Source organism: Enterococcus eurekensis (assembly GCF_042654605.1).
GTDB classification, from domain to species: domain Bacteria; phylum Bacillota; class Bacilli; order Lactobacillales; family Enterococcaceae; genus Enterococcus_I; species Enterococcus_I eurekensis.
Window position 1 is genome coordinate 1 of the sequence record NZ_JBHSGT010000060.1, and the last position, 19486, is coordinate 19486.

Consider the following 19486-nt stretch of genomic DNA (forward strand, 5'->3'; position numbering starts at 1 on the left):
GCGGCCTAAAATCTATGAAAGCAATGAAAACAAATCTACTTATCACTTGACTTAATACCACAAGACTTTTGTGTGATTGGATGCCACACATTCCCAGCATCTCCAACGATTACACCATTTTCAATCGCCTCAAAGACGTATTTTTTACTTTTATCAATACTTTCAAACAAGGAAAAGTCTTGCGCTAAGTGGGAACAAATCGCCGAAGAAAAACTACATCCTGCGCCATGATTGGTTTTCTTTTCAGAAAGTGGACCCGCAAAAGCTCTCGTTTCCATACCATCACGATACAAATCCGTTGCTATTAATCCGCCACCAGTCACAATCATCTTGACTTTGATTTGATCGGCTAATTTTTTTGTCACGTCTACCATTGCTTCCAATGTTTCAACCGGTTCACTATTTGCTAATAATTGCGCTTCATTTCGATTCGGTGTTATTAAATCAACCAAAGGAAACAAGGTTTTCATCTTTTCAATATATTCAGCTGCCAATTGCTCTTGCGTTTCTTTAAACGCCAAAACAGGATCCAAAATAATCGGAAAATCACCTTGATGGCGTCGGCAAAAATCAATCACAACTTCTACGATTTCAACCGTTGCCAAAAGACCAATTTTGACGCCATCCAGTTGAAAATTTTTTTCGATTGTCTGCAGTTGCTCTTTTACCAATTCAACTGATAACGCACGAATTGCAAAATTATCGCCTTCTTCCACGGCAATACATGTTAGAACCGTTAAGCCAAATGTATTCAAATTTTCAAAGGTTCGAAGATCAGTCTGGATGCCGCCTCCGCCCCACGTATCGGAGCCACCGATCGTTAACGTTTTTAAAACCATTTTTAACAACCCCTTTTGGCTAGTATAAAGCGCCTCCTTCAAAAGTAAAACAGCCAATTGGCTAGTTTTGAACCCATCCAATTTTATATTCCATAAATAGCACGTTTCAAATACGCGATTCACTCCACTCAAAAAAACCTAGACATGTGACACTTAGTGGGCACATGAACTAGGTTTAACCAATTGTTGATATTTGACAGACGCTTAATTCTTTTTACCAAAGTAGCTACCGATAATAAAGCAAGCTGCTGCTGCTAAAAACCACCAATAACTTTTATTTAATCCGAGAATTAAGAACATTCCTCCACCAAAAAAGAAACTAGTCATTTTTACATTTGTGTAACTTTTTTTCATGTTTTTCCTCCTATATTGAAGACTTGATATTATATAAAGATACTATTCAGACGATACTTCTCAAGTATACCCTACAAACAATCTTGTTGCGAAGGGATAATCAAAAAAACTTGAGACAAATAATTTAGTTGTCTCAAGTTTTTTGATTATGTTTGGCCCGTTTCAAATAATTGGATGGCCTTTTTGGTTTTTTCAAGCTGTTCGATTGTTCTTTGATATTCACGAGAGGCATAAGACGAAAAAATAACATCGACTGTATACAACTGGACTAACAAAGAATTTGTCGCTGAACTACGTAGAGGCGCTTCTCCTGCATCGGTTGTTAGTAAAACAACCGTTGCCAGTTTGGCCAAAGTTGATTCAGCTTGGCTTGTCATACAGATAACCGGAATAGCATATTGTTTGGCCAAGGCTGCTAACTCGCAAATTTCAGTTTTTTCACCTGAATTTGAGATTAAAAATAAAAGACTTGGGCGATCATTAGTCACCATTGATGTAATTAATAAATGAATATCTAGACTAAAAATCACATTATGACCAATACGTAAAAACTTTTGTGCAAAGTCTTCTGCGACAATCCCTGATGCACCAATTCCTTTTAAAAATTAATCGCATTAAAAAATCGATAGAGCATTTGCCCTATCGATTCGATTTCTAGATTAGAAAGTACTCAATTACAGTGTAAACAGATAAGCAATTGAGATTAATGTGATGAAATGCATTACTTTTGGAATTTCTTTTGTGCGGTTTGCAAAAATCATACAAATTTCATATGACAAGAAACCTAAAACTAAACCTAAAGCAATTGAACCGGTTAACGGCATCATCACAATAGTTAAGAAGGCTGGAATAATCTCTTCGAAGCCACCATCCCAATGAATTTTTGTAATATTTTGCATCATAAAAATACCAATAACAATCATCGCTGGTGTTGTAACCGCTGCTGTAACAAGAGATAGCAGCGGATAGAAGAATGCTGACATTAAGAACAAGATTGCGACAACAACACTCATTAATCCTGTTCTTGCACCGGCAATAATTCCTGAGACAGACTCAATATATGTAGATAAACTTGATGTTCCAAATAATGAACCAAAGAACGTACCTAAAGCATCCGCACTGTAAATGCGTTTATTGTCTTCAAATTTTTCACTCTTAATATCTGAAACTTGTGTCGCAGCTGCAGATAATGTTGTTGCTGTTCCAAAGAAATCTAAGAATAAAAACGTTAAAATAACAACAACTGAATCAAGTGAAAGCATTTTATCTAGGTTTTTAACCGCCACTAAAAATGTATCATTTAACATAGACTGCATCGGTTCAACTGGAATAACGACTGGTGAGCCTGCCGGCAATTGTGGTAGGCCAGCAATAACTGTTTCACTTAAGTTAAACCAATCCATTGAAGCGCCAAATCGAATAAATAAGCCACAAACTGCTGCGCCAATCATTCCTAAGAAGACTGCATATTGATTTTTGCGAACCAAGAAGAAAGCTGCGACTAATAGACCAAAGAATGCAATAATTACGTTTGGATTATCAAATCCACCAAATGTAATAAACATCCCTTCATCAGGGACAATAATTCCTGAATTTTTAAAACTAACAAATGCAATAAAGATACCTAATCCAACTGTTCCTGCTTGCTTAACTGTCACTGGAATAGCGGAAATAATTTTGGAGCGCACACCTGATAAGGCTAGTATTAAAAATAAAATCGATGCAACTAACACACTAGCGAGCGCTTCTTGCCATGTTTTTCCCATTTGTAAAACAACCGAATAAGCAAAGAAAGCATTCATCGACATACAGGGTGCTAAACCTAGTGGAAATCTTGCCCATAATCCCATAATTAACATTGCGATCGCTGATGAAATAATTGTTGACATGAACACGGCGTCTTGCGGCATCCCTGCTTGACCTAAAATAATCGGGTTGACGAAAATAACATAAGACATTGCTAGGTAAGCTGTTAATCCTCCCGTTAATTCACGTTTAAACGTTGAACCTGATTTTGTAATCCCAAAATACTGATCAATCTTTTCTTTCATTTTCTCTTTTTCTCCTCCTTGGTAATAAAAAAACCAATTAACAATGACAAGAAGGACAAAAAACGACCTCTGCCATAGTAAACTACTTTGCGGGTAGTTTGTAGAAACTTCTAGACCGTATTACTAGAACTATATGGTTTTTCTTCCTTGCTTATCATAACAGGATTTTAAAAAATAATCAACGTAAAACACGAACAAACATAATGAAAATACGATTAAAAGTTCATGATTAAGATGATAAAAATGAGTTATAAGCCATTTTCGGTATTTCTATTTATTGAAAACGCTTAATAAAATTCTTAGTCTTGATTCTTGCTTATTTCGACTTCAGCAATGTTACAATAGAAAGTAGCGAAGACGCTTGAAAGGATTTATTTATGAAAATTATTATTTCACCAACAAAAACAATGAATGTTCAACCCGATCACTTTTTACCACAAAGCCAGCCAATATTTCTAACAGAAACTAAACAAATTTTAGCCGTTTTACAACAATTTTCGCTAGAAGAAGTCACAAAACTTTGGAAATGCAGCGCTCCTTTGGCACTCGAAAATTATGAACGCATTCAGAAGATGGATTTTAACCTTAATACCACACCAGCCATTGTTAGTTATAAAGGTTTGCAATATCAATACATGGCACCCGAATTATTTACCGAAACAGCCCTCGAATACGTCCAAGAAAACGTTCGAATTCTTTCTGGTTTTTATGGGATTTTACGACCTTTTGATGGCATTGTCCCTTATCGGTTAGAAATGCAGGCCCCGCTTTCCGTTGAAAACTCAAAACACTTATATGATTTCTGGGGAGAAAAATTATACGAGACCCTTTTTAAAGATAAACAGCCAATCATTAATTTGGCTTCAAAAGAATATGCTAAAACGTTAACGCCTTATTTACAAGCCGATGACCGCTTAATTGAAATTGCTTTTATGCATCAAATCGATGGCAAACTCAAAGTCAAAGCGACTTTAGCTAAAATGGCTCGCGGCGAAATGGTCCGTTATTTAGCCGAAAATCAAATTACCACACTTGATGGACTCAAATCATTTGACCATCCACACTATCAATTTTCTGAAACAAACTCTTCTGAAAATAAACTCGTTTTTTTACATCAAGAATAAGGGGATATTCCATTGTTTTCCCTTTACTCGAATTTTATAATGTAAGTGGTTTCAATTTTTTGATAGGAAGGATGACTCACTTGAAATACGCATTATTAACTGATTGGCACGTTCACACTGAAGGATTTTTAAATCAAATTTCACAAGATGAATGCCTCTATGTTTGGGATTCCATTGAAGAACGAGGTTTAAAAGCCGCCAAAAAATACGGTGCACCTTATGAAGCAAATTTAGAAAAAGTTTTATCTGATCCAAATGTTCAAGCAGTTGTTATTGAGGCTCCGACAACCACACATAAGGCACTTATTCTAGCAGCGATTGCCCATGGCAAACATATTTTTGTCGATAAACCATTAACAACGAATTATGCCGATGCACTAGAAATTAAAGCAGCACTTGATAAAAGCGATTGTCGATTTGTCTTATCTTTAGAATCATTGATTTCAGGTAGCTATCGATTCGTTAAAGAACAAATTGATGCAGGTACAATCGGTGATGTCGTTTCGGTTTATTTCCGTCGGGCACATAGCGGCGTCCTAAATGATTGGCTACCCGCGTACTGGTATGATCAAACACAATCTGGTGGTGGTGCAACACTTGACCTTGGTTGCCACGGTTTGGCAATGTTGCCTTATTTATGCGGCAAGCCCGTTGAGGTCAAAGCCATGATGACCCAATTTGGCGATAAAGGAATTGAGGACAATTCAACCACTGTTATGAAATTTGAAAACAAAGCAATTGGTACGGCTTATACTTCATTTATGACAACTGTTGGACAAAATTTCTTAGAAGTCATTGGACAACAAGGCTCCATCCTTGTCTATGGTTCACCTGGCGCAGAAGAAGATACGATCGTCATCCAATCAGAAGTGAACGAAAATTATAAAACAAAAACAGTGATTGATGGTTCAAGTTTAGCCGAACATCCTTACCCAATTGCTGTCTTCTCACAACTAGTTGATAATCCTAGCCTACCAAATCCACAAGAATACGGGATTGATACCGCTGTGGAACTGAGCTGGATTATCGAACAAGCTTATTTAAACTGTGGTATTAATTAAAAAAAGTAGCTCTTCGTTTGAAGGGCTACATTTTTTTTCGGATATTTTCCATTGTTTCAATAATTCGATACGTATCATCCAAACTATGAGCGCTTGATTCGCTTTGATTGGCTTTTAAGACATCCATAAAATGTTGAATTTCTAGCGTCATATCATCGCCTTGAATCGGGAAATGACGAGTAATTGCTGCCTGATTGGTTAATTGTATTGTGTATTGATCTAAGCGATAGAAAAAAGGAATACTAATCGTTCCATACTCACCGATAATGCGAGCGATTCGTTCTTTCTCACGGTCAATGCCACCTTCAACGATTGCTCTTGTCCCATTTTCAAAAATTAACTCTGATCGGAAATACTCATCAATCTCATTCACAATAGCGCCTTGTGCTTTAATTTGTTCAATTTCCCCTTCAATTAACGCTTGAACAAAACCGATTGAATACGTGCCTACATCATTTAATGCCCCACCTTGCTTGGCTTGAAATAAATATGAAGTAGTACCCAGATTTTCTCCCGCATCAAAACAAAAACTTGCCTCGATTTGTTTGATAGTCCCTAATTGTTTCATATCGACTTTTAATTGTTCGAACCCTTCATTAAATTTGGTTTTAAAAGCTTCCATAAAAAGCGTTTGATTTTGTTTCGATGCCGTCATAATTTCTTGCATTGCATCGATTGTTAAAACAGCCGGTTTTTCACATAAAACAGGAATGCCACATTCTAACGCCTTGAGCGACCACTCCTTATGCCATTGATGTGGCAAAGCAAGATAAATTGCATCAATCTTTGGATCTGCTAATAATTCCTCGTACGTTGCATAAATTTGAATCTCTGGATGTTCTTGCTTGAATCTTTGGTTGTGTGATAGCGACTTTGATCCAATCGCTATGACTTTCCCGTCTTTGGTATGTTGAATACTTTGAAAAAAACGTCTCGCAATATTTCCATAGCCAATAATCCCAAAATTCATTTCTTTTCCTCCCTTGTGCTGTATATCTCTTTCTTTCACTTTAAAGGAATACACGTGATTCGTCTAGCAAAAAAAAAGGATACGCCTTTGCGCATCCTAATTCGCTCACTACTCGCCACAAAACGCTTCATTTATCACCTTTATTGAACGGGATAAATGATGCTGCGGCTCGGTAATAAGCTAGAATCTTTGTGAAAGTAAAGGACACTTTCAAACGATTATTGGCTTACTACTCGCCACAAAACGCTTCATTTATCACCTTTATTGAACGGGATAAAAAGTGTAGCGACTGCGGAGATAAGTGGCCATTAGAATAAAATCAAAAAACGATTTTTTCTAATGCCCTCTTATCTCTTGTCGCTGATCACACTTTTTATCACCTTTTATTAAATAAATACTTTGCGATAATCGAATTGACATTTTTCATATCTTTCACGTAACCGGAGAACATGATTTCGCCACCATTTTTACCGGCTTCTGGTCCGATATCTATAATCCAATCGGCTTGGCGCATCACATCGGTATTGTGTTCAATGACTATCACGGAACTGCCATTGGCAACCAGTTTCTGTAATAGCTCGAGTAACTCACTGACGTTAGCCATATGCAAGCCTGTCGTCGGTTCATCTAAAATATAGAGATTACCCGACTTATGTAATTCACTGGCGAGTTTGATTCGCTGACACTCACCACACCCGATAAGGTATCCATCATTTGTCCCAGTGATAGATATCCAAGACCAACTTTCTCTAGCGTAGCTAATGTTTTCGTAATTTTATTGTTTTCAAAAAAGGCCAAGGTATCGCTCACGGTCATTTTTAAAATTTCAACAATATTATAGCCATCGAGTTTATATTGCAGCACTTCCTCTTTATATTGTGAGCCTTGGCAGACGCTACAAGTCGTTTTAATACCTTCCATAAAAGCTAAATCGGTAAAGGTATAGCCTTTACCCTTACAGTTTTCACAACCACCTTTTGAGTTAAAACTAAACAAGGTCTTATCCACTTGATGCTTCTTCGCATAAATATCGCGAATCGTATTCAAAATCTTAGTATATGTCGCTAAATTTGAACGATTTGATTTATGTAAAGCACTTTGGTCAATCACGATTGCCTCGGGGTGTTGCTCCATAAAGTCACTAAAAATCAGCGAGCTCTTACCAGAACCGGCAACACCCGTTACCACGGTGAAAAGATGTTTCAGAATTTTGGTAGTCACATTTTTCAAATTATTCGTGGTCGCATTTTTAATTTCAAAAAACTCTGTCGCTTGACGCGGATTTTCATTTAATGCGGCTGTTCGATTTAAATAGTTCCCCGTTAAATTATCGGTAACCTTTAGTTCTTCAACGGTTCCAGTAAACATGATCTCACCACTATGACTACCAGCTAACGGTCCGACATCAACAATCAGATCCGCCACTTCAATCACGTCTGGATCGTGTTCAACAACTAAAATCGTATTGCCCTTATCACGTAATTTTTGCAGCATATGCTTTAAATTTTGGACATCTCTTGGGTGCAAGCCCGTACTCGGCTCATCAAAAATATAAATAATATTGTTTAAACTGCTATTTAAATATTGAACGACTTTAATTCGTTGTGATTCTCCACCTGATAAAGTCGTTGTTTCTCGTGATAGCGTCAAATAATCGAGTTTCATATCAATTAAATTTTGCAGGCGTTTCGACATTTCTTCAATAATCGGTTGTGCATCTGCCTTGGTAATCGCTTGAATAAACGCCAAGAGTTCACTTAATTCCATATGAACAGCATCATTGATATTCTTGCCATGAATCGTACTACTTAGCGATTTCGGACTTAGACGTTGCCCCTGACACGCTTCACACATATCAAACGTGGTAAATTCTGCAACTTTTTGCTGGGTGCTTTCTGAATGCTTGCTTAAATCACGTTCAATAAATAGACGACGGAATTTATAAATAATGCCTTCATAGTCTGTTTTAAAAGTTCCATCTTTATAAGGAACAACTACTTTTTCACCATGACCATAAAGCAACTTATCGAGTAACTCCTTTAGATACTGATCTAATGGCAAATCTTTATCAAAAAGGCCTGATTCTGCAAATGAGTTATAATACCAAGTTCCTTTAGCAAATTGGGGGAATAGTACAGCATCGTTGTTTAAAGACTTGCTCAAATCAACCATTTTCTTAAAATTGGGTGCAATCACTTTACCAATTCCTTGACACGTTTCACACATGCCTTCAGGATCATTAAAGGAATAGGCCTGAGAATAGCCTACAAATGGTGTTGCTATCCGTGAATAGAGCAAACGTAAAAAAGTATAAATATCGGTTCTTGTCCCTAAGGTTGAGCGTGCATTCCCACCTAAACGCTTTTGATCGACAATAAAAGCCGGTAATAAATTCTCGATACTTTCGACATCAGGCTTTTCATATTTCGGTAAAAAACCTTGCACAAATGCGCTATACGTTTGGTTCATTTGACGCCCTGCTTCATTGGCAATCGTATCAAATACAATTGAAGACTTACCTGAACCGGAAACACCAGTAAAAATTGTAATTTTATTTTTTGGTATTTCTAATATGACATTCTTCAAATTGTTTTGCTTCATGCCTTTTAAAATAATACGGTCTGTTATTGACATCGCGCAACCTCCTTCTTTTTTGGCCGCTAATAACTCTTCTATCGAATATTCTTTCATTTAAATGCCCCCAATCCATTAACTCCCACTAAGATAGTTAAATTTCCTCGTTTTTCCAACTAAAAAAGAGTAAAATAAGGCTTCAACCAATCCACATGGAGGTCTTTTTATGGCAAAACAAATAAACGTACTCGATCGAGGTCCATTCTTTCACGGTACAAAAGCAAAGTTGGCTCTAGGCGAGTTACTGAAACCAAAAAATGAATCGAACTTTGAAGAAGAACGAATTTCTAATTATATTTATTTTACCGCCACACTGGACGCTGCTAAGTGGGGAGCAGAGTTAGAAAAAGGCGAGGGACGCGAACATATTTATTTAGTTGAACCTTTGGGTGCATTTGAAAATGACCCTAATCTGACCGATAAACGTTTCCCAGGAAATCCAACCCGTTCTTACCGTTCTGAACAGCCTCTGAAAGTTGTCGCAGAACTTAAGACGTGGGAACGTCATCCAGATACAGTCATTCAACAAATGCTCGATCATTTAGCTGCCATAGAAGCTTCCGGTCAAGCTGAAATCATTGATTAACAAAGTATACTGTCTTTTTCTTAGCATATAAGAAATTGGCAGTTTTTCTATCTTTAAATGATTGTCAGAAAATCGTAAGAAGTTTATCAGAAGTTCCGAAACATTCATCAATCCCCTTTTGTTATGCTTTTTATAGTAAACAATTCAAATAAAAGAGGGATTTTAATGAAAAAGCGTCACAAAATTTTCCGTTACCTACTATTACTTGGTCTCGGAGCCTTGCTCGTCCGTTTCTATTTACCAAGTAAAGCAGCAAATTTCTTATTTAACCACGAACAAAATGCCTATGGACTGACTTCATCAAACCTACATAGTGCCAATGTTATTTTAGAAAAACTTGATACCCAAGAGATCATCTATGAAAAAAATAAAGATGAAAAAATTGCCATTGCTTCATTAACAAAAATAATGACCGCTTATATTTTATTAACGGAAGCGCCAAGTTTAGATGCTTATTTAACCGTTGATCCACAAGTCATAAATGAATTAACCGCTCAAGGTGCCTCCTTGTCTGGATTTATACCAAACGATCAAGTCACCGTGCGCGATCTTGCGTACGGTATCTTGCTACCTTCAGGTGGTGATGCAGCGATTATCGTAGCCAATTGGTTAGCCGGTAGTGAAGCAGAATTTGCGAAGAAAATGAATCAATACGCCAAAGATTTAAATATGAGTCAGACACAATTTAAAAACGCCACTGGGCTCGATCAATCAGGGCACTATTCAACCGTCAATGATTTACGAATCTTATTAACCAAAGCATTAAAAAATCTAAACTTCTATCATATCTTTACGACCTTTGAATACCAAACCATCGCCAGCCCCTTTTCTCCAAACGGCTATTACTTAGCTAGCACGTTACTAAAAGAAAAAAATGATTTAGCTTTAAATCGTGGTACATTACTTGGAGGCAAGACGGGTTACACGAAAGATGCTGGGCTTTGTTTAGCAAGTATCGCTGAAATTGACGGCGAGTTATACTTATTGATTTCTGCTAGAGCAAACGGTGACCCAAGTACCGAACAGTTTAATTTAAGCGATGCAAAAATGCTTTATAATCAATTATAAACAAAGAAAAAGGTTGAAAGACGACAGTATCGTCCCTCAACCTTTTTTATTCACTGATTGCCTGATCTTGATCGACTTTCCGATTTAATCTTTCAGAGGCTAGGTACATAAGAATACCATAAACAATTAAGAAAATCGGTAAGGTTTGAATCCCTATTTTGGGTGCGACAAATCCAAAAAGTGGTGGTAAAACAACCGAGCCGGTATAGGAAACCGCCATTTGTACGCCCATCATTTGTTGAGCAACTTCTTCACCAAAGCGTTGCGGTGTATCATGTAACATTGCTGGAAAAATCGGTGCACAACCAAAACCAATAAGAGAAATTCCTAGCAATAATAGCGAATAGCTTGTCGCAACAAACAACAAAACTCCCCCTGCGACAATCAGAACTTGACCGATTTGAATCAGTTGGCGATTCGTTAAACGCATCGAAACGAAACCAGAAACTAAACGACCGAACATAATAAATCCAAAAAAGCCAGACACGGCAATCGCTGCCCGAGCACTGTCAATCCCTTTAGCATGAATTAAATAACTACTTGACCACAAACCAACAGTCGCTTCGACGCCAATGTATAAAAAGAAAGCATATAGCGCAGCACGCACTTTTTTTGATTGAATAAATGTTAAAAATCGAATTTCTTCCAGCGGTTGTTCTTCGGTCGCAGTCGCTTTAACCGAAATCCGCGGTTCACGTGTCCGCCACATCGGCAAGGTTAAAAATAAAACAATCACTAACGCAAATTGAATGCTTGCGACAACTAAGTAACCATAACGCCAAGAAGCACCTTGGGATAAAACGCGTGACATAATTAAAGGACTGGTTAATGCACCAATTCCCCAAAAACTATGAAGCCAATTCATGTGATGCGCTTGATAATGACGAGCCACGTAATCATTTAAGCCCACATCCACAGAACCAGCACCTAAACCTAAAGGAATTGCTGCCACCAATAACCAAATAAAATGTGGGGCTAAATAAAATCCCAGTAAAGCACATGCTGTTCCTAAAACACTAAACGCAGTCAGTTTCCCGGTACCAAAACGTCGAATTAATTTACCACTAAAAAAACTTGATCCAATCGTCCCCAAGGAAATAGTCATCGAAACAATCCCAGCAAAACTTTGTGGGACGCCAAACTCGGGATACATTTCTGGCCAACCAACGCCTAATAAGGAATCCGGTAAACCTAAACTAATAAAAGTGACATAAATAATTGTTAAAAATAAAACGGCCATAAGTGCTTACTTCTCCTAATTTCTATGTTTTTAAATTCTGAATTTATCTTATCATTTGTCTAAGATGAAAACTATCAAAAATCACCTTTTCTCACTTGTTTTTCGCCTTCGCTATTTTGTTGATTGCATCCGTCTTCAAAGCCAGATAGAATAGGGATAGAGTATTTTCAAAAATATAAATTCAAAGGGGTATTCCATGTTAAATCCAAAACAAATTATTGAAGATTTACGTAAACTTGGCGTTAAAAAAGACGATATTATCGTGGTTCATTCTTCGTACAATAGCTTGCGTGGCGATGACCAAATTGAAGGTGGCCCGGAAGCTGTGATTGAAGCCTTAAAAGAAACCGTTTCAGAAGGAACGTTAATTGTCCCTACTTTTAGTTACGAAAACGTCAATATTGAAAATCGTATTTTTGATGTCGCTAATACACCGGTTTGTATCGGTATTTTGCCAGAAACAATGCGTTTATCAAAAGATGTGATTCGCAGTGTCCATCCAACTCATAGCTTAGCTGTTTGGGGTAAAGACGCGGAAGATTTTACTAAAAACCATTACAAAGATCATACGCCAGTTGGGGTCAATTCACCTTTAAGTGAAGCTTATCGCCGTGGTGGAAAAATTGTGATGCTTGGTGCACCTTTTGCTCGCAACACAAGTATGCATGGAGTTGAAGAGAAAATCTTACCCGAATACTTATTTACCACCAACTACGATTATGAAATCACTTTAGAGTCTAACGAAAAAATCACCATGAATGTTTTACGTCATGACTTTAATGGTTTCGAGCAACGTTATGATCGTGTCTTAAATATTTTAGAAGAAGGTGTCGATTATCAAGTTGGCAATGTTTTAAATGGCCGTTCTTGCGTGATGAATGCCCCCGCTGTTTGGGATAAAGCTTTAATCAAATACAAGGAAGAGATTAATTACTTCACTGATCCTCGCCCTCGAAAAGAAGACTTATAAATAAAAAGCGTGACGCGACTGTCACGCTTTTTTGTCATAAATTTGTCAGGAAATACGCAGAAAGAAAAGAACACTTCTTTTGTTTTTTTGTTAAACTAATGCGTATTGGCAACTGACGAATCCATGCATCTTAAAGAATTCTACGTTATAATAAAGCAAAGTTACGAAAAGGGGTTGGAAACAAGCATGGAAACAATTGTCGTAGTCGACGATGAAAAAGAAATCGCAAACTTAATGACTACTTTTTTACAAAATGATGGCTTCAATGTCCAAACATTTTATGAAGGACAAAGTGCCCTTGAATTTATCCAAACAAACGAAGTCTCACTCGCCGTTTTAGATGTAATGATGCCGGGATTGGATGGTTTTGAACTACTGCAAGCGATTCGACAACACTACTTCTTCCCAGTCTTAATGTTAACCGCTAAAGGTGAAGATTTGGATAAAATTACCGGTCTGACTTTAGGTGCCGATGATTATATTACGAAACCATTTAATCCGCTCGAAGTTGTCGCTCGTGTCAAAACGCAATTACGCCGTTTTAAACGCTACAACTTAGCCAATCAAGCAACGGTTACTGAGGAAGAATTCGCCAAAGATGGTTTAGTTTTAATCAAAAATAGTCATAAAGTCTTTTTAAATGAAAGAGAAATTTTAATTACACCGCTTGAGTTCAAAATTTTACAGCACTTATTTGAAAATCAAGGAACCGTTGTCTCTTCTGAAACCTTATTTGAAGCCGTTTGGCAAGAAAAATATTTAGACAACAACAATACTGTCATGGCTCATATTGCCCGTCTACGTGAAAAACTAGGCGAACAACCACGTAAACCAAAATTCATTAAAACCATTTGGGGAGTTGGTTATCTCATTGAAAAATAAAATGTACATCAATCCATTAGTCAAAAAAATCTTAATCCAATATTTCCTCACCATCCTCATTCTGTCACTCATCTTAGGAGGAACACCTTTGCTTCTTCGCCGCTTCTTACTGCAACGTGTTTGGCAAGATTATGATTTTTTCTATCCTTTCTTGTCATTCGTCGGTGATAATTTAACCGCAATTGTTGTTGCGGGACTCTTACTGATTTGGGTAGTGACAACCATTTATTTTATTACGAAAATGGCCAGTTATTTGAACGAGCTCACACAGGGAACAAGTCAATTATTAGCCGAACCGGAAAAACAGCTTTATCTTTCTAGCGATTTATTTAGTGTGCAAGAAGAAATGAATTTATTACGCGAACAAAACAACCGCAATCAACGAGCTGCTAAAGAAGCCGAACAACGGAAAAACGACTTAATTGTTTATTTAGCTCATGATTTAAGGACGCCTTTAACGAGTGTCATCGGTTATTTAACTTTACTGCAAGAAGAGCCTGATCTTTCAGCAACTTCTCGTGCTCGTTATACAGGAATTGCCTTAGATAAAGCCCATCGACTTGAGCAATTAATTGCTGAGTTTTTTGAAATTACCCGCTTCAACTTAACGACCATCGTTTTAAATAAAGAAGTCGTTGATTTAAGTCTGATGTTAGAACAAATGAGCTACGAATTTTTACCGATTTTATCGGAGAAAAATTTAACTTGGCAGTTAGCTATCGAAAAAAACTGTCAGGCAACCGTTGATTTAGAAAAGATGGAGCGAGTCTTTGATAATTTAATCCGTAATGCGATTAACTATAGCTATCCTAATACTCCACTTGTTCTGAGTTTATTTGTCGATGACGCTATCAATATTACGCTCAGCAATAGTGGGCCCACCATTCCACCTGAAAAAATCGAACGTATTTTTGAACCTTTTTATCGGATGGACACTTCACGTAGCACGAGTAGCGGCGGCACTGGTCTGGGACTCCCAATCGCCAAAGAAATCATCGATGCATTTGACGGTACATTAACGGCATCAAGCGAAGACAACCTTGTCACCTTTACAATTCGCTTGCCCAAAAATCAATAACTGGCTTCGTTTCACGTGAAACATTTTGTGGAACAATTAATTAAAAAGCAGACTGGCATCTCAATTGAAATGCCAGTCTGCTTTTTAAAATGTTATTATAAAAGAACTGATTTCTGGTGGTACTCTAAATCGGGCATGGATAAAAGTTGTGCCTAATCCACTGTTCACATATAAAGATAAATCATCAGAGAGTTGATACAACCCTTTTTTATATTTTTGGGCATACAATGGTCTTGGTGATTCAATAAATGGCAAGTTTAGTTGTCCGCCATGACTATGCCCAGCTAAGACTAATTGTGTCTCCGTATGAATAAATTCATCAGCGATGTCCGGTTCATGCGTAAGAATAATCGAGTAGTCGTACCTTTCACGATAGGATAACAATTTTTTCGGTGCCGTTTGTCCATGAAGCGAATCATCCAGTCCACCAATAAATACCGTGCCACCATCCGCCATGTTTAACGTCTCTCCCTCATTTTTCAAAACGAGAAAGCCACCTTGAGTCATAGTATCTTCATAGATTGCTTCTGAACCATCAGTGTAATCATGATTGCCCCAAACCGCATATTTCCCCGTTGTTGCTGTCATGGCACTTAACGCCTGAATCATTTCCTCAACTGGTCCATATTTTTCGTAATCATCAAATAAATCACCCGTGAAAACCAGAATATCCGCTTCTTCAGCGTTTACTTTTTGCACAATTTTAGCTAAACGTTTGGCCGAGTAGGCTTTGGAAAGTTGGGTGTCTGAAACTTGTACAACCTTCATCGTATGTTCTTTTTTATTCCCATGTTCTAAAGTTAATCGGCTGACAGTTACTAGACGAGGTTCAATTTTAAAAGCATAAATACAAAGAAGAACGAGTGCTACGATACCTATAATTAACAACCATTTCAAGATTCTCATCGTTCCACTCTCCCTTAACTAATACTTGTCCTATTTTTATTACAAATGCTAACACATTTAGTGAAATAATCCAAAAAGAAACTATCAAAAAAGGAGCTGTGACAACGTCATAGCTCCTTTAATGGATTCATTTTTATCGATTGTTTTTAAAGACTCCAGTCTAAGATCGGTCCAAACGGTACGATTCGATTTGGGTTAATTGTCGGATGACTGCCATAATAATGATGTTTGATATGGTAGAAATTGACTGTCTCTTTGATACCTGGATAGTTGTATAATTCTCTCGTGTAACGCCATAAATTCGGATATTCTCTTAATTCACGAATATTACATTTGAAGTGGCCATAGTAGGCAGAATCAAAACGAACGAGTGTGACAAATAAGCGCCAATCCGCTTCCGTTAATTGCTCTCCCACTAAATATTTACGCGTGCTTAAGTGTTCTTCTAATTCATCTAACACGCTAAATAGTTTTTGTACTTCTTCTTCATAAACTTCTTGTTTCGTTGCAAATCCCGCTTTGTAAACACCGTTGTTCACACCATGGTAAACTTTATCGTTCATCGCATCAATTTCTGCACGTAAAGCTTCTGGATAATAATCTCCTGGCGTCGCATCAACTTCATCAAATGCTGTATTAAGCATGCGCATAATCTCAGATGACTCATTATTTACAATTTTACCAGTCTTTTTATCGTATAAGACAGGAACCGTTACACGCCCACTGTACGTTGGATCAACATGCGTATAAACTTGATATAAATAATCCGCGTTTAATAATGGATCGGCAATTACCCCTTCACCTGGTTCAAACGTCCAACCATTTTCTCCCATATAAGGATTCACCACAGATAATGAAATCATATCCTCTAACCCTTTTAATTTACGGATAATTAACGTCCGACTTGCCCACGGACAAGCATATGAAATATATAAATGGTAACGATTCGGTTCAGCTTTAAAGCCACCTTCACCCGTTGGTCCTGCGCTACCATCAGCTGTTATCCAATTACGAAATTGTGAATCTTTACGAACAAAATGTCCACCTGTACTTTTCGTATCATACCACTGATCTTGCCACTTACCTTCTACTAATAGTCCCATGAAATGATTCTCCTTCCAAAATATCTGATAATGTCATTATACGGTAGAAAATTACTCTTATCCAATAAAGACGTTTTGATTATGAGAAAGCAGTTGGGAAAAAGCGGGTTTGCTTGACTGCTTCACCCTTCCAATTTTTGAATTTCTCATGAAAGTTTCGCGCTTTGTTTGACGTAGTCTAATAGTAACCTGTACTATGGATGTGTTAGGGACGAGAAAGGACTTAAATAGATGTTAGAACTAAAAAATATTAAAAAGCACTACACCGTCGGAGATACAGTCACCAAAGCACTTGATGGTGTTTCAGTGGCTTTTCGTAAAACGGAATTTGTCTCGATTTTAGGAACGAGTGGCTCAGGTAAAACAACCCTCTTAAATATCATCGGAGGCCTTGATAATTATGATTCAGGGGACTTAATTATTAATGGCACTTCAACCAAATCATTTAAAGATAGCGACTGGGATGCCTATCGTAACAATTCAATCGGTTTTATTTTTCAAAGTTACAACCTAATTACCCATCTCGGAATCATCGATAACGTCGAACTCGGTATGACTCTAAGTGGTATTTCCAAAGAAGAACGCAAACAAAAAGCCATCGACGCCTTGACTCGTGTCGGCTTAAAAGACCATATGCACAAAAAACCGAATCAACTTTCCGGAGGTCAGATGCAACGGGTCGCGATTGCCCGTGCACTAGCCAATGATCCTGATATTTTACTGTGTGATGAGCCCACTGGCGCACTCGATTCTGAGACAAGTGTTCAAATTATGGAACTAATTAAAGGCCTTTCTAAGGAAAAACTAGTTATTATGGTCACCCACAATCCAGAGTTAGCTCATGAATATGCTAATCGAATTATTGAAGTTTCAGACGGAAAAGTGAAATCCGATTCCAATCCACATATTGAAGGTGAAAAAGGCGCGCTTTTTGAATTCAAGCGCACAAAAATGTCTTTTTCAACTGCTCTACGTTTGTCTTTCAACAATATTCGGACGAAAAAAGGACGGACTTTTTTAACTGCTTTTGCTTCAAGTATCGGTATTATTAGTATTGCTGTGGTCTTATCGCTTTCAACAGGTTTCCAGGCTCAAATTAATGACACCCAATCAAAAACACTGGCACAGTTTCCAGTGACCATTTCACAAGTCGCAGCGGAACTATCGGCAATGGAACATCCGACTTCAAAAGGTGAAGAATTTCCTGATACCTCTTACTTCACTGTTCAAAAAGGGCAAGAAGATGCAGTTCAACACTTAAATAAAATTAATCAAGATTTCATTGATTATGTGGAAGACCTCGATCCGAATTTAAGCCGAAATATTGGTTACGCACGGACGACTAGCATGAATTTGGTTCGCGAAATTGATAGTAAATATCAAGCGGTTCGTTTCTCAAATGAATCAGCGACGACAACTGGTATGTCGGCAATGAATGCTTCGATGGGTGTTGGCGTTTCAACTTTTCCTAGAGAATTAGTCGAAAGTGAAGATAGTTTTTTACAACAAAACTATCAATTATTAGCCGGAAGTTATCCAAAAGCGGCAACTGATATTGTTTTAGTCGTTGATAAAAACAATAAAACCAACATTAATGCGTTAAAAAACCTTGGATTTGACGTAAAAGAAGGCGAAAAAATCAACTTTGAAGATTTCGTTGGCACGACTATTCAACTCGTTCAAAATGATGACTACTATACAAAATTACCGACCGGAAACTTCATCCCAACCGAAATCACACAAGACCTTTATAAAAATAACAACAATCAAACGCTAACGATTACGAGTGTCCTACGCGTTGACTCCGATGCAACGATGGATTTACTCGCACCCGGCATCGCCTATAGTGACACGTTAGCCGAAATGATTATTGAAGAAAATAAAAACTCTGAGATTGTTCAAGCTCAGCTGAATAGTAAAACCAATGTGATGACCAACGAACCACTGGATGATTTTACAAAAGAACAATTGATTGCCTTCTTAGGTGGCGAAAGTTTCCCGACAAATATTTATATTTATCCAAATAACTTTGAAGCAAAAGATGATGTCCTAGCTTATCTAGATGCATATAATGAAGGAAAGTCAAAAGAAGATAAAATTATTTATAGTGACTTGGCGGGCACGATGACTAGCCTAACTGGTGGGATTATGGACGCAATTACATACGTTCTGGTTGCTTTTGCGGGCATTTCACTCGTCACAAGTATGATTATGATTAGCATCATCACTTACACTTCAGTCATTGAACGGACAAAAGAAATTGGTGTGTTAAAGGCTTTAGGAGCCCGTAAAAAAGATATCACCCGTGTTTTTGATGCTGAGACGTTTATTCTCGGTGTTGCTTCAGGAACACTCGGCATCGTGATTGCTTGGCTTCTAACGTTTCCTATCAATGCCATTTTATTAAGTATGACAGAATTAAAAAATGTCGCACATTTAAATCCTATTCATGCTATTGTTTTAATCATTGTTAGTACCGTTTTAACAATTTTAGGCGGTCACATGCCGGCACGTATGGCAGCAAAAAAAGATGCCGCAATTGCCTTACGTTCAGAATAAGCATATCTATTCATGATTCAAAAAGGAGCCCAACACACATTCTGTTGGACTCCTTTTTTAA

16 protein-coding genes, 1 pseudogene and 1 riboswitch are annotated in these 19486 nt (G+C 37.5%); of the genes and pseudogenes, 8 read left to right on the forward strand and 9 right to left on the reverse strand.

The genetic code is table 11. The features are described from left to right. Positions 1-35: 35 nt before the first annotated feature. The 4 genes from ACFO3L_RS09590 to ACFO3L_RS09605 all read right to left on the reverse strand — a co-directional run bounded on the left by ACFO3L_RS09590 (position 36) and on the right by ACFO3L_RS09605 (position 3244). Positions 36-839 (reverse strand): hydroxymethylpyrimidine/phosphomethylpyrimidine kinase, encoded by an 804-nt coding sequence (locus ACFO3L_RS09590; RefSeq protein ID WP_379966602.1) that lies wholly within the window; start codon positions 837-839, stop codon positions 36-38. 204 nt (positions 840-1043) lie between these two features. Continuing rightward, entirely contained in the window at positions 1044-1193 is a 150-nt protein-coding gene (locus tag ACFO3L_RS09595) for a hypothetical protein (RefSeq protein ID WP_379966605.1), read from the reverse strand. Positions 1194-1339: 146 nt separating this feature from the next. Continuing rightward, positions 1340-1786 carry a MurR/RpiR family transcriptional regulator gene (locus tag ACFO3L_RS09600; RefSeq protein WP_379966743.1) on the reverse strand — a complete coding sequence of 149 codons (447 nt, stop codon included), beginning with the start codon at positions 1784-1786 and terminating at the stop codon, positions 1340-1342. Positions 1787-1867: 81 nt separating this feature from the next. Further along, positions 1868-3244 carry an NCS2 family permease gene (locus ACFO3L_RS09605; protein WP_379966608.1) on the reverse strand — a complete coding sequence of 459 codons (1377 nt, stop codon included), beginning with the start codon at positions 3242-3244 and terminating at the stop codon, positions 1868-1870. A gap of 55 nt (positions 3245-3299) precedes the next feature. Next, positions 3300-3401: riboswitch (purine riboswitch) on the reverse strand. A gap of 220 nt (positions 3402-3621) precedes the next feature. On the opposite strand from ACFO3L_RS09605, the gene yaaA reads away from it, so the two are divergent. Then, positions 3622-4368, forward strand: coding sequence for a peroxide stress protein YaaA (yaaA, locus tag ACFO3L_RS09610; protein WP_379966611.1), 747 nt, complete (start codon positions 3622-3624; stop codon positions 4366-4368). Positions 4369-4448: 80 nt separating this feature from the next. After that, on the forward strand, positions 4449-5429 hold the full coding sequence (locus ACFO3L_RS09615; protein WP_379966614.1) for a Gfo/Idh/MocA family protein: 981 nt from the start codon (positions 4449-4451) through the stop codon (positions 5427-5429). 25 nt (positions 5430-5454) lie between these two features. Here the strand turns inward: ACFO3L_RS09615 and ACFO3L_RS09620 are convergent, their stop codons facing one another. Beyond that, positions 5455-6399: a Gfo/Idh/MocA family protein gene (locus tag ACFO3L_RS09620; RefSeq protein WP_379966617.1), complete on the reverse strand. Its 945-nt coding sequence runs from the start codon at positions 6397-6399 to the stop codon at positions 5455-5457. 376 nt (positions 6400-6775) lie between these two features. After that, positions 6776-9027: pseudogene (locus tag ACFO3L_RS09625) on the reverse strand (ATP-binding cassette domain-containing protein). 172 nt (positions 9028-9199) lie between these two features. Here ACFO3L_RS09625 and arr point away from each other — a divergent pair. Beyond that, entirely contained in the window at positions 9200-9619 is a 420-nt protein-coding gene (gene arr / locus ACFO3L_RS09630) for an NAD(+)--rifampin ADP-ribosyltransferase (RefSeq protein WP_379966620.1), read from the forward strand. A 165-nt stretch (positions 9620-9784) separates the two neighbouring features. Continuing rightward, complete coding sequence (locus ACFO3L_RS09635; protein WP_379966623.1) at positions 9785-10687, forward strand: D-alanyl-D-alanine carboxypeptidase family protein; 903 nt, start codon at positions 9785-9787, stop codon at positions 10685-10687. Positions 10688-10733: 46 nt separating this feature from the next. On the opposite strand, the gene ACFO3L_RS09640 is transcribed toward ACFO3L_RS09635, so the two are convergent. Beyond that, on the reverse strand, positions 10734-11927 hold the full coding sequence (locus tag ACFO3L_RS09640) for an MFS transporter (protein ID WP_379966626.1): 1194 nt from the start codon (positions 11925-11927) through the stop codon (positions 10734-10736). A gap of 196 nt (positions 11928-12123) precedes the next feature. Between ACFO3L_RS09640 and ACFO3L_RS09645 the strand changes: the two genes are divergently transcribed. The 3 genes from ACFO3L_RS09645 to vanS all read left to right on the forward strand — a co-directional run bounded on the left by ACFO3L_RS09645 (position 12124) and on the right by vanS (position 14857). Next, positions 12124-12897, forward strand: a complete 774-nt coding sequence (locus ACFO3L_RS09645) for an AAC(3) family N-acetyltransferase (protein ID WP_379966629.1) — start codon at positions 12124-12126, stop codon at positions 12895-12897. Between the two features lie 186 nt (positions 12898-13083). After that, positions 13084-13779: a VanR-ABDEGLN family response regulator transcription factor gene (gene vanR, locus ACFO3L_RS09650; protein ID WP_379966632.1), complete on the forward strand. Its 696-nt coding sequence runs from the start codon at positions 13084-13086 to the stop codon at positions 13777-13779. Then, on the forward strand, positions 13769-14857 hold the full coding sequence (vanS, locus tag ACFO3L_RS09655; protein ID WP_379966635.1) for a vancomycin resistance histidine kinase VanS: 1089 nt from the start codon (positions 13769-13771) through the stop codon (positions 14855-14857). The genes vanR and vanS overlap by 11 nt, the downstream gene beginning before the upstream one ends. A gap of 84 nt (positions 14858-14941) precedes the next feature. Here the strand turns inward: vanS and ACFO3L_RS09660 are convergent, their stop codons facing one another. Both ACFO3L_RS09660 and ACFO3L_RS09665 read right to left on the reverse strand, forming a co-directional pair. Continuing rightward, positions 14942-15763: a metallophosphoesterase gene (locus ACFO3L_RS09660; RefSeq protein WP_379966638.1), complete on the reverse strand. Its 822-nt coding sequence runs from the start codon at positions 15761-15763 to the stop codon at positions 14942-14944. A 146-nt stretch (positions 15764-15909) separates the two neighbouring features. After that, the gene (locus ACFO3L_RS09665) at positions 15910-16866 is read right to left on the reverse strand and encodes a glutathione S-transferase family protein (protein WP_379966641.1); all 957 of its coding nucleotides are present in this window, start codon (positions 16864-16866) and stop codon (positions 15910-15912) included. 231 nt (positions 16867-17097) lie between these two features. Between ACFO3L_RS09665 and ACFO3L_RS09670 the strand changes: the two genes are divergently transcribed. Further along, positions 17098-19425 (forward strand): ABC transporter ATP-binding protein/permease, encoded by a 2328-nt coding sequence (locus ACFO3L_RS09670; protein ID WP_379966644.1) that lies wholly within the window; start codon positions 17098-17100, stop codon positions 19423-19425. Positions 19426-19486 lie beyond the last annotated feature (61 nt).

Excerpts from the sequence above, each read along its gene's own strand:
- ACFO3L_RS09590 (WP_379966602.1), bottom strand. The coding sequence starts at position 839 with ATGGTTTTAAAAACGTTAACGATCGGTGGCTCCGATACGTGGGGCGGA.
- ACFO3L_RS09595 (WP_379966605.1), bottom strand. The coding sequence starts at position 1,193 with ATGAAAAAAAGTTACACAAATGTAAAAATGACTAGTTTCTTTTTTGGT.
- ACFO3L_RS09605 (WP_379966608.1), bottom strand. The coding sequence starts at position 3,244 with ATGAAAGAAAAGATTGATCAGTATTTTGGGATTACAAAATCAGGTTCA.
- yaaA (WP_379966611.1), top strand. The coding sequence starts at position 3,622 with ATGAAAATTATTATTTCACCAACAAAAACAATGAATGTTCAACCCGAT.
- ACFO3L_RS09620 (WP_379966617.1), bottom strand. The coding sequence starts at position 6,399 with ATGAATTTTGGGATTATTGGCTATGGAAATATTGCGAGACGTTTTTTT.
- arr (WP_379966620.1), top strand. The coding sequence starts at position 9,200 with ATGGCAAAACAAATAAACGTACTCGATCGAGGTCCATTCTTTCACGGT.
- ACFO3L_RS09635 (WP_379966623.1), top strand. The coding sequence starts at position 9,785 with ATGAAAAAGCGTCACAAAATTTTCCGTTACCTACTATTACTTGGTCTC.
- ACFO3L_RS09640 (WP_379966626.1), bottom strand. The coding sequence starts at position 11,927 with ATGGCCGTTTTATTTTTAACAATTATTTATGTCACTTTTATTAGTTTA.
- ACFO3L_RS09645 (WP_379966629.1), top strand. The coding sequence starts at position 12,124 with ATGTTAAATCCAAAACAAATTATTGAAGATTTACGTAAACTTGGCGTT.
- vanR (WP_379966632.1), top strand. The coding sequence starts at position 13,084 with ATGGAAACAATTGTCGTAGTCGACGATGAAAAAGAAATCGCAAACTTA.
- ACFO3L_RS09660 (WP_379966638.1), bottom strand. The coding sequence starts at position 15,763 with ATGAGAATCTTGAAATGGTTGTTAATTATAGGTATCGTAGCACTCGTT.
- ACFO3L_RS09665 (WP_379966641.1), bottom strand. The coding sequence starts at position 16,866 with ATGGGACTATTAGTAGAAGGTAAGTGGCAAGATCAGTGGTATGATACG.
- ACFO3L_RS09670 (WP_379966644.1), top strand. The coding sequence starts at position 17,098 with ATGTTAGAACTAAAAAATATTAAAAAGCACTACACCGTCGGAGATACA.